Source organism: Pseudomonas sp. Os17 (genome assembly GCF_001547895.1).
GTDB lineage: Bacteria > Pseudomonadota > Gammaproteobacteria > Pseudomonadales > Pseudomonadaceae > Aquipseudomonas.
In genome coordinates this window covers 5,247,989-5,261,524 of the sequence record NZ_AP014627.1, presented here as the reverse complement: position 1 = coordinate 5,261,524, position 13,536 = coordinate 5,247,989, and the positions used below count along the sequence as shown (strand labels likewise).

The 13,536-nt window shown below is 63.5% G+C and carries 14 protein-coding genes; 9 read left to right on the top strand and 5 right to left on the bottom strand.

The genetic code is table 11. The features are described 5' to 3' along the window. The first annotated feature begins 30 nt into the window (after positions 1 to 30). Both POS17_RS23065 and POS17_RS23060 read left to right on the top strand, forming a co-directional pair. The gene (locus POS17_RS23065; protein WP_060840677.1) at positions 31 to 1,380 is read left to right on the top strand and encodes a carbohydrate porin; all 1,350 of its coding nucleotides are present in this window, start codon (positions 31 to 33) and stop codon (positions 1,378 to 1,380) included. A 130-nt stretch (positions 1,381 to 1,510) separates the two neighbouring features. Continuing rightward, positions 1,511 to 2,365 (top strand): D-hexose-6-phosphate mutarotase, encoded by an 855-nt coding sequence (locus tag POS17_RS23060; protein WP_060840676.1) that lies wholly within the window; start codon positions 1,511 to 1,513, stop codon positions 2,363 to 2,365. A 45-nt stretch (positions 2,366 to 2,410) separates the two neighbouring features. Here the strand turns inward: POS17_RS23060 and POS17_RS23055 are convergent, their stop codons facing one another. Next, entirely contained in the window at positions 2,411 to 3,271 is an 861-nt protein-coding gene (locus tag POS17_RS23055; protein WP_170001736.1) for a MurR/RpiR family transcriptional regulator, read from the bottom strand. A gap of 226 nt (positions 3,272 to 3,497) precedes the next feature. On the opposite strand from POS17_RS23055, the gene zwf reads away from it, so the two are divergent. Genes zwf through POS17_RS23040 form a run of 3 tightly spaced genes read left to right on the top strand, consistent with a single transcriptional unit; the run spans position 3,498 to position 6,350 of the window. Next, the gene (gene zwf, locus POS17_RS23050) at positions 3,498 to 4,967 is read left to right on the top strand and encodes a glucose-6-phosphate dehydrogenase (protein WP_060840675.1); all 1,470 of its coding nucleotides are present in this window, start codon (positions 3,498 to 3,500) and stop codon (positions 4,965 to 4,967) included. Next, positions 4,954 to 5,667, top strand: a complete 714-nt coding sequence (gene pgl / locus POS17_RS23045) for a 6-phosphogluconolactonase (RefSeq protein WP_060840674.1) — start codon at positions 4,954 to 4,956, stop codon at positions 5,665 to 5,667. Before zwf ends, pgl begins: the two co-directional genes overlap by 14 nt. 17 nt (positions 5,668 to 5,684) lie before the next feature. Further along, positions 5,685 to 6,350, top strand: a complete 666-nt coding sequence (locus tag POS17_RS23040) for a bifunctional 4-hydroxy-2-oxoglutarate aldolase/2-dehydro-3-deoxy-phosphogluconate aldolase (RefSeq protein WP_060840673.1) — start codon at positions 5,685 to 5,687, stop codon at positions 6,348 to 6,350. Between the two features lie 169 nt (positions 6,351 to 6,519). Here POS17_RS23040 and POS17_RS23035 read toward each other — a convergent pair whose 3' ends face one another. Both POS17_RS23035 and POS17_RS23030 read right to left on the bottom strand, forming a co-directional pair. Beyond that, positions 6,520 to 7,710: an aminotransferase class V-fold PLP-dependent enzyme gene (locus tag POS17_RS23035; protein WP_060840672.1), complete on the bottom strand. Its 1,191-nt coding sequence runs from the start codon at positions 7,708 to 7,710 to the stop codon at positions 6,520 to 6,522. 13 nt (positions 7,711 to 7,723) lie between these two features. Then, on the bottom strand, positions 7,724 to 7,960 hold the full coding sequence (locus POS17_RS23030) for a DUF3820 family protein (RefSeq protein WP_015636734.1): 237 nt from the start codon (positions 7,958 to 7,960) through the stop codon (positions 7,724 to 7,726). 230 nt (positions 7,961 to 8,190) lie between these two features. On the opposite strand from POS17_RS23030, the gene POS17_RS23025 reads away from it, so the two are divergent. The 4 genes from POS17_RS23025 to POS17_RS23010 all read left to right on the top strand — a co-directional run bounded on the left by POS17_RS23025 (position 8,191) and on the right by POS17_RS23010 (position 11,872). After that, complete coding sequence (locus POS17_RS23025) at positions 8,191 to 8,658, top strand: ferritin-like domain-containing protein (protein ID WP_060840671.1); 468 nt, start codon at positions 8,191 to 8,193, stop codon at positions 8,656 to 8,658. A gap of 155 nt (positions 8,659 to 8,813) precedes the next feature. Further along, positions 8,814 to 10,802 (top strand): FUSC family protein, encoded by a 1,989-nt coding sequence (locus POS17_RS23020; protein WP_060840670.1) that lies wholly within the window; start codon positions 8,814 to 8,816, stop codon positions 10,800 to 10,802. Then, the gene (locus POS17_RS23015) at positions 10,789 to 10,995 is read left to right on the top strand and encodes a DUF1656 domain-containing protein (RefSeq protein ID WP_060840669.1); all 207 of its coding nucleotides are present in this window, start codon (positions 10,789 to 10,791) and stop codon (positions 10,993 to 10,995) included. The genes POS17_RS23020 and POS17_RS23015 overlap by 14 nt, the downstream gene beginning before the upstream one ends. 10 nt (positions 10,996 to 11,005) lie before the next feature. Next, a complete protein-coding gene (locus tag POS17_RS23010; RefSeq protein WP_060840668.1) occupies positions 11,006 to 11,872 on the top strand; it encodes an efflux RND transporter periplasmic adaptor subunit in 867 nt (288 codons plus the stop codon). Between the two features lie 61 nt (positions 11,873 to 11,933). Here the strand turns inward: POS17_RS23010 and POS17_RS23005 are convergent, their stop codons facing one another. Both POS17_RS23005 and POS17_RS23000 read right to left on the bottom strand, forming a co-directional pair. Continuing rightward, a complete protein-coding gene (locus tag POS17_RS23005) occupies positions 11,934 to 12,404 on the bottom strand; it encodes a MaoC family dehydratase (protein WP_011062855.1) in 471 nt (156 codons plus the stop codon). Positions 12,405 to 12,454: 50 nt separating this feature from the next. Next, a complete protein-coding gene (locus tag POS17_RS23000) occupies positions 12,455 to 13,399 on the bottom strand; it encodes an alpha/beta hydrolase (protein ID WP_060840667.1) in 945 nt (314 codons plus the stop codon). Between the last annotated feature and the right edge of the window lie 137 nt (positions 13,400 to 13,536).

Below are 13,536 nucleotides of genomic sequence, written 5' to 3'. Positions count from 1 at the left end.
GTTAATAACAATAAAGACGAGGATGTAGGGATGAAAAAGCGACACAGCAACACCCGGCTGCTCTGCCAGTTGTCGGCGCTGGCGGCACTGGTCCTGTCCGCCAATGCCATGGCCGACGAGGCGTTCAGCGCCGACTCCAAGTGGATGACCGGCGACTGGGGCGGTGAGCGCACCAAGCTGATCGAGCAGGGGATCGACATCAAGGCCGACTACGTCGGGGAAATGGGCGCCAACCTGCGTGGTGGCTACAACGACGACAAGACCGGGCGCTACAGCGATCAGTTCGGCCTTGGCGTGGCCTTCGATCTGCAGAAACTGCTGGGCTGGGACAACACCCAGGCCAAGATCCAGCTGACCAACCGCAACGGCCAGAACATCTCCAATGACCGCATCGGCGACCCCCGTGCCGGCACCCTGAGTTCCTCCCAGGAAGTCTACGGCCGTGGCCACATGGTCCGTCTGACCCAGTTGTGGGTTCAGCACCAGTTCCTCGACGGCAAGCTGGACGTCAAGGCCGGTTATTTCGGCGAGGGCGAAGACTTCAACACCTTCCCCTGCGAGTTCCAGAACCTGGCCTTCTGCGGCTCCCAGGTGGGCAACTGGGCCACCGGCATCTGGTACAACTGGCCGGTCAGCCAGGCGGCGTTGCGCATCAAGTACCACATCACCCCCGAGCTGTATGCGCAGATCGGCGCCTACAACCAGAACCCGTCGCAGCTGGAACACGGCAACGGCTTCAAGCTCAGCGGCAGCGGCACCAAGGGCACGGTATTGCCGGTGGAACTGGTCTGGTCGCCCAAGCTCAATAATCTGCCGGGCGAATACCGCGTCGGTTACTACAAGAGCACGGCCGACGCCAATGATGTGCGCAAGGACGTCAACGGTCAGGACGCCGCGGACACAGGCGACGCCTATCGCGTGCACAACAGCAAGCACGGCTACTGGTTCGTCGGGCAGCAGCAACTCACCACCCATAACGGTGACGCTTCCCGTGGCCTGAACATCGCCGCCAACGCCACCTTCCACGACAAGGACACCAACGTCGTCGATAACTACCAGTCGTTGATGTTCGTCTACAAGGGCCCGTTCGACGCCCGTCCGAAAGATGACGTGGGCATCGGTTTCGCGCGTATCCACGTCAACGACGATGTGCGCAAGAACGCTCAGTTGATCAACGAGGACAACGGCATCAGCAACTACGACAACCCGCTGTACATGCCACTGCGCGACACGGAATACAACTACGAGATCAACTACGGTTTCCACGTGACCAACTGGCTGACCGTGCGCCCCAACCTGCAATACATCACCCACCCGGGCGGCGTGGATGAGGTGGATAACGCGTTGGTGGCCGGTCTGAAAATTCAGTCGGTGTTCTAGAGCTGTTGCGATAAGCTCCTCCTCCATGTGCGCATTTTGCGGATGGCCCAGGCCGTCCGCTTTTTTTTGTGGGGCAGGCGCATTCCCCTCATGAATATCGAGACAGCAGTGATTTTCAGGACCGCGGCCCATGCATGAGCATCCGCTACAACGTTTTTTCAAATCCTTGCGCGAACGCCCGGTGTTCGCCTGGGAGCGCTATCAGATGCGCGATGTGCTGGTGATCGATCACCCGCTGTGCCAGGCGGTGTTCAGTCGCCAGGGCGCCCAGTTGCTGCACTTCCAGCCGGCCGGGCAGAAGCCCTGGCTGTGGTGCGCCTCGAAGTGGCCGCAAGTGGGGGCGATCCGTGGCGGGGTGCCGGTGTGCTGGCCCTGGTATGGCCGTCACCCTAGCGAGAATGCCTGGCCGTCCCACGGTTGGGCGCGGCTGCTGGACTGGAAGCTGCTGGACAGCAGCAACGATGAAGACGGCGTGCGCCTGCACTGGCAATTGCAGCTGTGCGACTGGAAGGTCGACCTGCATGCGCACCTGGGCCAGAGCATGGACCTGCGCCTGAGCACCGAGCATCAGGACACTGAACCCTGCCAGTTGAGCCAGGCTTTGCACGCTTACTGGCGTATTGGCGACGTCGGTGAGGTAGCGCTGTCTGGGCTCGATGGCGCCCAGGGTTACGACCAGTTGAACCGCCAGGCCTGCCAGCAGCAGGGCGAGTTGCGGGTCGAGGGCGGTTGCCAGCGGGTGTTCCAGCACGAAGGCGAATTGCAGCTCAAGGATCACGCCTGGCAGCGCGAGCTGTGCATCGATACCGGTGACGATGCCGACACCGTGGTCTGGCATCCGGGGAGCCGGCCGCTGCTGGGGGTGAGCTGGAATGAGGTGTCGCGGTTTGTCTGCGTCGAAGCGGCTGCCGGGGGCACCGACAGCCTGCGCCTGGCGCCGGGAGAGCAGGCGCACCTGAGCTTGCAGGCGCGGGCTGCGGTGTAGGGCGCAGGTTGCGGTGTAGCCGGCAGGCCGGCGAACCGGCCTGCCTCAGTTGAACTCGTCGCCCACCGGGTAGCGGCTGGCGTTGAGGCTTTCCTTGATCTTGCGCAGGTGCGGCTGGAAGTCCACGCCCCGGCGCAGGGTCATGCCGGTGGCCAGCACGTCGAGCACGGTGAGCTGGATGATCCGCGAGGTCATCGGCATGTAGATGTCGGTGTCTTCCGGCAGCGGAATGTTCAGGCTCAAGGTACTGGCCTTGGCCAGGGGCGAGTTCTCTGCGGTCAGCCCCAGCACCGATGCGCCGTTTTCCCGGGCAATGCGTGCCACTTCCACCAGTTCGCGCGTGCGGCCGGTGTAGGAGATGATCACGAACAGTTCGCCGGTGTGGGCCACCGAGGCGATCATGCGCTGCATCAGCACGTCGGCATGGGCGGTGACCGCCAGGTTGAAACGGAAGAACTTGTGCAGCGCATCCATGGCCACCGGGGCCGAGGCGCCGAGGCCGAAGAAGTGGATCTGCCGGGCCTGGATCAACAGGTCGACGGCCTTGCTGATCAGGTTCGGGTCCAGGGCCTGGCAGGCGCTGTCCAGGGAGGCGATGGCGCTGCCGAAGATTTTTTGCGTGTAGGCTTCGGGGTTGTCGTCGGCCTCCACCGCGCGGCTGACGTAGGCCGCGCCGCTGGCCAGGCTCTGGGCCAGTTGCAGCTTGAGTTCCGGGTAGCCGCTGACGCCGAAGGAGCGGCAGAAGCGATTGACCGTCGGCTCGCTCACCGAAGCGGCCTGGGCCAGGGCGGCGATGCTGAAGCGAGTCGCCTGCTGCGGGTTGAGCAGGATGACTTCGGCGACTTTACGTTCCGCTTTGTTCAGTTCTTCAAGGCGGTTCTGGATCTGCTCCAGAAGATTTCGCACTCGGTCCATTAAAGTTTCCTAGATCGGCTAGACAGGCGCCGCGGCAGAGCCGCGACAAGCGCCCGCAATGCGAAGTTGAGAGGAGGCCTATCCTACTGATGGCTCGGAACGACCACCACCTGGAATCTGTATTTTGTAAAAATGTTGTGTTTATTACTACATTTTTCCTTGAGTGATGCCTTGAAAAAAGGTATTTGTAGCTTAACTTGATAAAAGAACAAACATCATGCCTTCGATTACGGTTGAACCCTGCACCTTTGCCTTGTTCGGCGCGCTGGGCGATCTGGCGCTGCGTAAGCTGTTTCCTGCCTTGTACCAACTCGATGCCGCCGGTCTGCTGCACGACGACACGCGGATTCTGGCCCTGGCCCGTGAGCCGGGCAGCGAACAGGAGCACCTGGCGAACATCGAAACCGAGTTGCGCAAGTACGTCGGCGACAAGGACATCGATGCCCAGGTTCTCAAGACCTTCCTGGCCCGCCTGAGCTACCTGCACGTGGATTTCCTCAAGGCCGAGGACTACGTGGCGCTGGCCGAACGCGCCGGCAGCGAACAGCGGCTGATCGCCTACTTCGCCACTCCGGCCGCGGTCTATGGCGCGATCTGCGAGAACCTGTCCCGGGTCGGGCTCAACCAGCACACCCGCGTGGTCCTGGAAAAGCCCATCGGCTCGGACCTGGATTCCTCGCGCAAGGTCAACGACGCGGTGGCCCAGTTCTTCCCGGAAAACCGCATCTACCGGATCGACCACTACCTGGGCAAGGAGACGGTGCAGAACCTGATCGCCCTGCGTTTCGCCAACAGCCTGTTCGAAACCCAGTGGAACCAGAACTACATCTCCCACGTGGAAATCACCGTGGCCGAGAAGGTCGGCATCGAAGGCCGTTGGGGTTACTTCGACAAGGCCGGCCAACTGCGGGACATGATCCAGAACCACCTGCTGCAGCTGCTGTGCCTGATCGCCATGGACCCACCGGCGGACCTCTCCGCCGACAGCATCCGTGACGAGAAGGTCAAGGTGCTCAAGGCCCTGGCGCCGATCAGTCCGGAAGGCCTGACCACCCAGGTGGTGCGCGGCCAGTACATCGCCGGCCACAGCGAGGGCCAGTCGGTGCCGGGTTATCTGGAGGAAGAAAACTCCAACACCCAGAGCGACACCGAAACCTTCGTCGCCCTGCGGGCCGATATCCGCAACTGGCGTTGGGCCGGGGTGCCGTTCTACCTGCGCACCGGCAAGCGCATGCCGCAAAAACTGTCGCAGATCGTCATCCACTTCAAGGAACCGTCACACTATATCTTCGCCCCCGAGCAGCGCCTGCAGATCAGCAACAAGCTGATCATCCGCCTGCAGCCGGACGAAGGCATTTCGCTGCGGGTGATGACCAAGGAGCAGGGCCTGGACAAGGGCATGCAACTGCGCAGCGGTCCGCTGCAACTGAATTTTTCCGACACCTATCGCAGCGCGCGGATCCCCGATGCCTACGAGCGGTTGTTGCTGGAAGTGATGCGCGGCAATCAGAACCTGTTTGTCCGCAAAGATGAAATCGAAGCCGCGTGGAAGTGGTGTGACCAGTTGATCGCCGGGTGGAAGAAGTCCGGTGATGCGCCCAAGCCGTACGCGGCCGGGTCCTGGGGGCCGATGAGCTCCATTGCACTGATCACGCGGGATGGGAGGTCCTGGTATGGCGATATCTGATTTGCAACTGCCGGCGGGTGTAGCCGCCCACGAGTTCCGCAGCCCGACCCTGTTGGCCGAAGGCCAGGCACTGCGCGTGGCCCACCTGCTGCGCGAGGCCATTGCCGCCCGCGGCAAGGCGACCCTGGTGGTGTCCGGTGGTCGCAGCCCGGTGGCGTTTTTCCAGGCCCTGGTCAAGCAGGAGCTGGATTGGTCCAAGGTGCTGATCACCCTCGCGGACGAGCGCTGGGTGCCGGTGGAACACGCCGACAGCAATGCCGGCCTGCTCAAGCGTTACCTGCTTCAGGGGCCGGTGGCCAAGGCCGGTTTCTTAAGCCTCTACAGCGCTGCGGCCAATCTGGAGGAGGCGGCCCAGCAGGCCGATCGTCTGCTGGCGGAGTTGCCGGGCATCGATGTGCTGGTACTGGGCATGGGCGATGACGGACACACCGCGTCGCTGTTTCCCAACAGCCCGAACCTGGCCGAAGCGCTCCAGGCCGACGGCACTCGCCGCTGCTGGCCGATGCTGGCGCCAAGCGTGCCCCATCAGCGCCTGAGCATGAGTCGGGCCTTGCTGGCCTCGGCCCGTCATTCGCTGTTGTCGATTTCCGGTCAGTCCAAGCTGGCCACCCTGAGTGCCGCACTGGCTGGTGACGCTGTCGCCGAGATGCCGATTCGCGCCTTCCTGCAAACCCCGTTAGAGATTTACTGGTGCCCATGAGCCAAGGATCAGCCGCTATGACAAACCTATCCCCGACCGTTTCCATGGCGGACAAAGTTGCCCTGATCGACAGCCTCTGCGCCAAGGCGCGGATCCTGCCGGTGATCACCATCGCCCGGGAGCAGGATGTACTGCCACTGGCCGATGCCCTGGCCGCCGGTGGCCTGACGGCCCTGGAAGTGACCCTGCGCTCCCAGTTCGGCCTCAAGGCCATCCAGATCCTGCGCGAGCAGCGTCCGGAGCTGGTGACCGGTGCCGGCACCGTGCTCGATCCGCAGATGCTTGCCGCGGCGGAGGCGGCGGGCTCGCAGTTCATCGTCACCCCGGGGATTACCCGTGACCTGCTGCAAGCCAGCGTGGCCAACCCGATCCCGCTGCTGCCGGGGATCAGCAACGCCTCCGGAATCATGGAGGGGTATGCCCTGGGTTATCGCCGCTTCAAGCTGTTCCCGGCGGAAGTCAGTGGCGGTGTGGCGGCGATCAAGGCCCTGGGCGGGCCGTTCGGCGAAGTCAAATTCTGCCCGACCGGCGGCGTCGGCCCGGCCAATATCAAGAGCTACATGGCCTTGAAGAATGTGATGTGCGTGGGCGGTAGCTGGATGCTCGATCCTGAGTGGATCAAGAACGGCGACTGGGCGCGGATTCAAGAATGCACGGCCGAGGCCCTGGCCCTGCTGGACTGAAGTTTTATCTGATTCGTTGGTGTGTTCTACGGCTTTACGGTGCGCTTGGTCGGTGCACCGTTTTTTTTGCCTGGAGAAAAGTCCGGTAGCGTTCGAGCGCCCCGGCCTGCAACGCGGCGATGCTTGGCAGGCGCGGCTGTTGCCGGGCCGGGGGCGCTGCTCGCGGATCTTAATGGCGGGCCAGATCGGTCACGGCCTGGATCAGCCGCTGCATGTGCTCAAGGGGTGTCGCCAGCCCCGGCGTGATGCGGATGCAGGGGCCGAACCCTGCGCCGTTGCGGACCACGGTGAACAGGTTGTAGTCCTGCAGCAGGCGATTCACCAGGGCCTGCTGGTCTGGGTGCCCGGTGAAGCGCAGGGCGCTGATGGCGCAGCACAGGCGCGGGTCCTGCGGGGTCATGATCTCGACCCCCGCCAGCTCGCGCAGCGCTTCGCTCCAGGTGTGTCGCAGGTAGTTCAGGCGCGCGCCCTTGGTTGCCGCGCCGCCCATGGCCCGGTGTTCCTCGAACACCCGGGGCAGGGTCATCAGCGCAGGAATGTTCGGGGTGCTGTAGGGCGTGCGGGCGCGCACGTCGTCCCTTGGAAAGTGGAACTCGTCCATGTCCGGGTCGATGTCGTCCAGGCGCTCGGGGTGGATATAGAGAAAGCCCAGGCTCAGCGGTGCGCCGATCCATTTATGCAGGTTGAAACCGGCGAAGGCGATGCCCAGCTCGGCCAGGTCGAAGTCGATCTGGCCCAGGGCATGGGCGCCGTCGAGGATGATATCGACACCATGTTCCCGGGCCGCGGCGGCAATCGCCTGGACCGGCATGACCAGGCCGCTGCGATGAGTGACGTAGGTCAGGGGCATCAGTTTGAGCCTGGGGTAACGCTGGAAGGCAGTGGTGTAGGTGCCGACAAGGCTGTCAAAACTGGCAGGGTGCACGTGGACGATTTCTATCACTTCGACCCCGCGCTGGCGGGCCAGCCAGCGCATGGCGCTTTTGACCGTGTCGTACTCCAGGTCGCTGACCAGGACCTGGTCGCCCGGTTGCAGGCGGTTGTAGTTGCGGATCAGCGACTGCAGGGCGTCGGAGGCGCAGCGGGTCAGGGCCACGGCATTGTCCGGGACCCCCAGCAGTGCGGCCAGCTGGCCGCGGATCTGCAGGGCGTCGACCTGTTCGAAGCGCTGGCGTACCAGCACCGAGTTGCTGCGGTTCACCCACTGGATGTGGTGCTGGTATTCCTCGGCCACGGTGCGGGTCATGCGCCCGAAATAGCCGTTTTCCAGGTTGATCGGGCCCGGTTCGAGGTCGAACTGGCGGGCAATGCCTTGCCAGTGTTGTTCGTCGCGGGCAAGTGTGTCGGCAGTCCTTGGCATGGCGGGCTCTTGTTCAGTGACGGGGCTTGGGTTTGCCGTGTTTGGCGCGCAGCGGGTCCAGCAGGTCGGACAGGCCGTTGTGGTCGATTTCCTGCATCAGGGCCAGCAGGCCACCCAATTCCCCCTTGGGGAAGCCTTCGCGGGCGAACCAGTTCAGGTAGGGGCCGGGCAGGTCGGCGAGGATGCGGCCCTTGTATTTGCCGAAGGGCATTTCCCGGGTGACCAGCAGTTCAAGTGTTTCAGGAGTCATGGGGGTCGCCAGGCGGTGGTACGAACGCCTGTGAAAATACAGGCATTCTGCATGCAGGCCAAATGACAGATCATGCAAATAACGCGGATACAGATTTTTGGATATTTTCTAACTTTTTGAAATATAAGTAAAAAATTTATATCCAGTGTCTGGCATGGCGGGTGCAAAGGTTAGGTCAGCAGTTAACTCAACCGTTGACTCAACTCTCCCCACCCGTAAGGAACCAGAAAATGACTGACTTGAATAAAGAAGCGATTTCGGTACTCAACAGCCTGATCGAGACCAGCAAGGACGGTCAGGAGGGGTTCAAGACCTGTGCCGAAGACATCAAGCATCCGGAGCTCAAGGCGCTGTTCATTAAGCGCTCCAGCGACTGCGCGACGGCCGCTGCGGAATTGCAGGCGGTGGTGCGCTCCATGGGCGGCGATCCGGAAACTTCCACCAGTGTCAGTGGCGACCTGCATCGCCGTTGGGTCGACCTCAAGTCGCTGGTGACCGGCAAGGACGAGGAGTCGGTGCTCAACGAGGCCGAACGCGGTGAAGATCACGCGCTGAAGTCCTACAAGGAAGCCCTGGAGAAAATCGGCAAGCACAACCTGGTGGGGATTCGTGATGTGGTGGAGCGCCAGTACCACGGCGTGCAACGCAATCACGATCAGGTCAAAGCCTTGCGCAACCAGGCCCGTGCCCGTTCGTAAGTCATAAACCTGTCAAAAACGCCAGCCAGCCTGGCGTTTTTTTATGCCCGGGATTTAGTGCTGGACGGGATTTAGTTAGCTAGCTAATAATTAGCCCGCGCCCGCTCGTGGCGATCACGACTATGGTTAATTCATCCCTTCGAGAGTCCCGGTTCGTGCCTATTACCTTGCAGGCGTTGCTTGCGCCCAGCCTTCCCGCTTTGCAGTTCGCGATCAAGACCCTGTTGGGCGGCGGTCTGGCGCTGTGGCTGGCCTTGCGCTGGGGCCTGGAGCAGCCGGCCTGGGCGCTGATGACCGCGTTCATCGTCGCCCAGCCGTTGTCCGGAATGGTTCTGCAAAAGGGGCTGGCCCGGCTGCTGGGGACCTTGATCGGTACCCTGATGTCGGTGCTGTTCATGGGGCTGTTCGCCCAGACCCCCTGGCTGTTTCTGCTGGCCCTGGCCCTGTGGCTGGGGGTGTGTACCGCCAGCTCCACGCTGCTGCGCAGTGCCTGGTCGTATTCCTTCGTGCTGGCGGGCTACACCGTGGCGATCATCGCCTTGCCCGCCATCAGCCACCCGTTGACCGTGTTCGATCAGGCCGTGGCCCGTTGCACGGAAATCTCCCTGGGGATCATCTGCGCCACGGCCAGCAGTGCCCTGATCTGGCCGATGCGGGTAGAGCGGCAACTGGCGGATCAGGCTCGCAGCGCCTGGCACAGCGGAATGCAGGCGGCCCGCGCGACCCTGGCCGGCGATGCGCTGGCACGTCAGGGCTTGCTGGAGATACTCGGGCGCATTGTCGCCGTGGATTCCCAGCGGGAACACGCCTGGTTCGAAGGGCCAATGGGCCGCCAGCGAGCGCGGGCCATCAGTGGCCTGAGCCAGAAGCTGCTGATGCTGTTGCGGATTGCCCGGTCGGTACGCCGCCAGTGGAAACAGTTGGACGCCGACGAGGCCAGGCAACTGCAGCCCTTGATGGAGCCGGTGCAGGAGGCCCTGGGCGGCTCCGACAAACAGGCTCTGCAGGCGTTGCGTCCGCGCCTGCTGGAGGCCTCCCATGATTCCCGGCTCAGCGCGGCGCAGAGCTTTTGCCTGGCACGCCTGGCGCTGCTGCTGGACACCGCCCTGGCGGCAAGCAACGCGCTGGAAGCGGTGCAGGAAGGGCGCGCGCCGCTGGAGCAGCCGGCGACCCTGACGCCTCATCGCGACCTGTCGCTGGCCCTGGTGTTCGGTGCTCGCAGTGCCTTGGCATTCCTGACCGTGGCCAGCTTCTGGCTGGCCACGGCCTGGCCGGCGGCCTCCGGGGCCATGCTCCTGACCTGCGTGGTCTGCAGCCTGTTCGCCAGTCGTGAAAACGGCGCGCAGATCGGCATGAGCTTCATGCGCGGGATCTTCCTGGCGATTCCGGCGGCGTTCCTGGTGGGGCAGATCCTGCTGCCGCAATGGAGCGGATTCGCGATGTTGGCCATGGCCATGGGGGTGCCGCTGTTCTTCGGCGCACTGGGCATGGCCAAGCCGCAGATCGGCGCCACGGCCACCTCGTTCTGCCTGCACTTCATCGTGTTGATCTCGCCGATGAACCGCATGAGTTTCGATGTCGCCAGTTTCTTCAATAACGCCCAGGCCATGGTGCTGGGGGTGGGGGCTGCGGTGCTGGCCTTTCACCTGTTGATCCTGCGCGATCCGGCCTGGCATGGCCGGCGTCTGTTGGCGGCGACCCTGAGCGATCTGGTGCGCCTGACCCGGCGTAACCTGCGGGGCGCGGAAAGCTGGTTCGGCGGGCGCATGGCCGACCGTCTGCTGCAACTGGCCCGGCATTACCCGGAGCTGCCGGAACCGGCCCGCAGCCGCTGGGACGATGGTCTGCTGGGCCTGGATATCGGTGACGAACTGCTGCACCTGCGCCTGAGTCTGGCGGTGGCCCAGGTGCCGGTCAGTGCCGCGCAGCGCGAGTATTTCGAGCACTTGCAACGGGTTCTGCAACAGGGACCGGCGGGCCCCTGCCAGGAAGCGCTGGCGCAGCCCAGCGCTACGTTGCTCGCCGCCCTGGAACAACAGCCGCCCAGCGACGCCTTGAAGCTGGCCAAGGGCGCGGTGGTGCAATTGCACAACAGCTGGCGCAGTTGGTGCCGGCAGCAGGAGGACAGCCATGGGGCTGCGTGAGTGGTCGTTGGGCGGGGTGCTGCTCAGCCCGTTTCTGATTTATGTGGTGCTGGCCCTGGTGGTCACCGCCGGCCTGCGAGGGCTGGTGCGAGTCACCGGGCTGGGGCGCTGGATCTGGCATGAAGCCCTGTTCGATTGCGCCCTTTACGTGTGTGTCCTGACCCTGATCACGGTGGTCCTGGGACCTTTATAAGGAGTTGATTATGCGTACACCCGTACGTGTCGTAGTGACCTTGTGCCTGGTGGCGGTGGCGATCTTCGCCGGGTATCACCTGTGGCAGTACTACATGCTCACGCCCTGGACCCGGGATGCGCGGATCCGTGCCGATGTGGTGATCGTGGCCCCGGACGTATCCGGCTGGGTGCGCGAGCTCAAGGTGGCGGACAACCAGCATGTCAAGGCCGGTGATTTGCTGCTGAGCATCGATCGCGACCGTTTCGAGGCCGCGCTGGAGAAGGCCCAGGCGGTGGTGCAGACCCGCCAGCAGCAACTGAGCCTGCGCGAGCACGAGGCCAGCCGCCGCGCCGCCCTGGGGCCCCAGGCCATCAGTGCCGAACTGCGGGAGAACGCCCAGATCAACGCCGGTATCGCCCGCGGCGAACTGCGCCAGGCCCAGGCCGAGGCCAAGGTCGCCGAATTGAACCTGGCCCGCAGTCAGGTGCACGCGCCCCGCGATGGGCACATCACCAATCTGCGTCTGGCCGAAGGCAACTATGTCAACGCCGGGCAGCCCGTGATGGCGTTGATCGATGATTCGACGTTCTACGTGCAGGCCTATTTCGAGGAAACCAAGCTGCCGCGGATTCAGGTCGGCGATCCGGTGAAGGTCTGGCTGATGAGTGCCGGCGATGCCTTGCAGGGGCACGTGCAAAGCATCAGCCGGGGTATTACCGATCGCAACGCCACCCCTGACGGGCAACTGCTGGCGGAAGTCGAACCGACCTTCAACTGGGTGCGCCTGGCCCAGCGGATACCGGTGCGGATCAAGCTCGACAAGGTGCCTGAAGGCATCAACCTGAGTGCCGGCATGACCGCCAGCGTGCAAGTGGAGGAGGGGGGCAAACGGTAGGAACCGGCAAACCGCTGGGCGTCGCCTGTGCCGGCAAGCCGGCTCCTGCCGTGAGCTAGGCTCAGCCGATGGTGATGGCCGGCAGGGTCGGCAAGGTCACGGTCTGTTGCTTGCGTGGGGCAAGGATCTCGGCCTCGCCGTCCACCACCAGCTCATCGCGCTGATTGAACACGCGGGTGGCGATGCGCACGCGGAACTTGGGCAGTTTTTCGAGGATTTCCAGGCGCACGGTCAGGGTGTCGCCGATCTTCACCGGCTTCTGGAAGCTCATCTGCTGGCCGATGTAGATGGTGCCCGGGCCTGGCAGCTCGCAGGCCACGGCGGCGCTGATCAGCGCGCCGCTGAACATGCCGTGGGCGATGCGCTCCTTGAACATGGTGGCGGCGGCGAACTCGGGGTCCAGGTGCACCGGGTTGTGGTCGCCGGACATGGCGGCGAACAGCTGGATGTCACGTTCTTCGACAGTCTTGCTGTACTGGGCGGTCTGACCGACTTCCAGGGCTTCGTAAGGGGTGTTGGTAACCTGGGTCATGTTGCTGAAATCCTCTGACAGATAAATGAACGTAGCGACTGCGCCAGCCCTTACTCCGCGCGGGGCGGGCGACGGTGTAGCAGGGCCTGATCGAGCCAGGCTAGGACGTCGTGGGTCACTTGGTCACGGTTGCTTTCGTTGAACAGCTCATGACGCGCTTGCGGGTAGATATTGAGTTGCAGGCACTGGCTGCCGGCCTCGCGCAGGGCGTTGGCCAGATCCTTGAGACGCTTGCCGGCGCTTACCGGATCACATTCACCGCCCATCACCAGCAACGGCAGGCCCGGATCGATCTGCGCCAGGTTGGAAATCTTGCTGATCTGCTGCAGGCCGCCCAGCAGGTCGATCCATAGCTGGTTGCTGCAGCGGTAGCCGCACAAGGGGTCATTCACGTACTTGTCGACTTCCACCGGGTCGCGGCTGAGCCAGTCGAAGGCGGTGCGATTGGGTTTGAAGGCCTTGTTGAACGAGCCGAAGGACAGCCACTCGATCAGGGCGCTGCGTCCTTTTGCGCCCTGGCGCCAGCGTTCGAAACGGGCGATCAGGCTGGCGATGCGGTACAGGGCCACGGGCTGGAAGTTCGAGCCGCTGAGGATCGCCCCATGCAGGCTGGCGCTGTGGTGCAGCAGGTACGCCTGGGCGATGTAGCTGCCCATGCTGTGGCCCAGCAGCACGATGGGGGTGCCAGGGTGCTGCTGGCCGATGTGCTGGTTGAGGCTGGCCAGGTCGCCGACCACCTTGTTCCAGCCGCCGTGATCCGCGTAGTGGCCGAGCACGCCGTGCTGCGCGGTGTTGCCGTGGCCGCGCTGATCCGGGGCATAGAGGCCATAACCTTGGGCGCACAGGGCCGCCGCCAGTCGGGCATAGCGCCCACTGTGCTCGGCCATGCCGTGGGACAGCAGGATCACCGCCTTGAGCGGAGGCTCGGGCAGCCACTGGTTGACGAAGAGCCGTTGGTGGTCGCTTGTGGTCAACCAGAAGGTGTCGTGGGTCATGGCGATTCCTTTGCTCGGAGACGCTGCACTTTATAGCGCATCAAGGTGTGTCCGTCCGATTCGTCGGCCTGTTGGACGCAAGATTCACACAGTTAATGACACACTTGCGCATATTTGCCTGAATCGCCATAGCTGCT

What these genes read in the sequence shown, in the direction of transcription:
- POS17_RS23065 (WP_060840677.1), top strand. Translation starts at nt 31, where the DNA reads ATGAAAAAGCGACACAGCAACACCCGGCTGCTCTGCCAGTTGTCGGCG.
- POS17_RS23060 (WP_060840676.1), top strand. Translation starts at nt 1,511, where the DNA reads ATGCATGAGCATCCGCTACAACGTTTTTTCAAATCCTTGCGCGAACGC.
- zwf (WP_060840675.1), top strand. Translation starts at nt 3,498, where the DNA reads ATGCCTTCGATTACGGTTGAACCCTGCACCTTTGCCTTGTTCGGCGCG.
- pgl (WP_060840674.1), top strand. Translation starts at nt 4,954, where the DNA reads ATGGCGATATCTGATTTGCAACTGCCGGCGGGTGTAGCCGCCCACGAG.
- POS17_RS23040 (WP_060840673.1), top strand. Translation starts at nt 5,685, where the DNA reads ATGACAAACCTATCCCCGACCGTTTCCATGGCGGACAAAGTTGCCCTG.
- POS17_RS23035 (WP_060840672.1), bottom strand. Translation starts at nt 7,710, where the DNA reads ATGCCAAGGACTGCCGACACACTTGCCCGCGACGAACAACACTGGCAA.
- POS17_RS23030 (WP_015636734.1), bottom strand. Translation starts at nt 7,960, where the DNA reads ATGACTCCTGAAACACTTGAACTGCTGGTCACCCGGGAAATGCCCTTC.
- POS17_RS23025 (WP_060840671.1), top strand. Translation starts at nt 8,191, where the DNA reads ATGACTGACTTGAATAAAGAAGCGATTTCGGTACTCAACAGCCTGATC.
- POS17_RS23015 (WP_060840669.1), top strand. Translation starts at nt 10,789, where the DNA reads ATGGGGCTGCGTGAGTGGTCGTTGGGCGGGGTGCTGCTCAGCCCGTTT.
- POS17_RS23010 (WP_060840668.1), top strand. Translation starts at nt 11,006, where the DNA reads ATGCGTACACCCGTACGTGTCGTAGTGACCTTGTGCCTGGTGGCGGTG.
- POS17_RS23005 (WP_011062855.1), bottom strand. Translation starts at nt 12,404, where the DNA reads ATGACCCAGGTTACCAACACCCCTTACGAAGCCCTGGAAGTCGGTCAG.
- POS17_RS23000 (WP_060840667.1), bottom strand. Translation starts at nt 13,399, where the DNA reads ATGACCCACGACACCTTCTGGTTGACCACAAGCGACCACCAACGGCTC.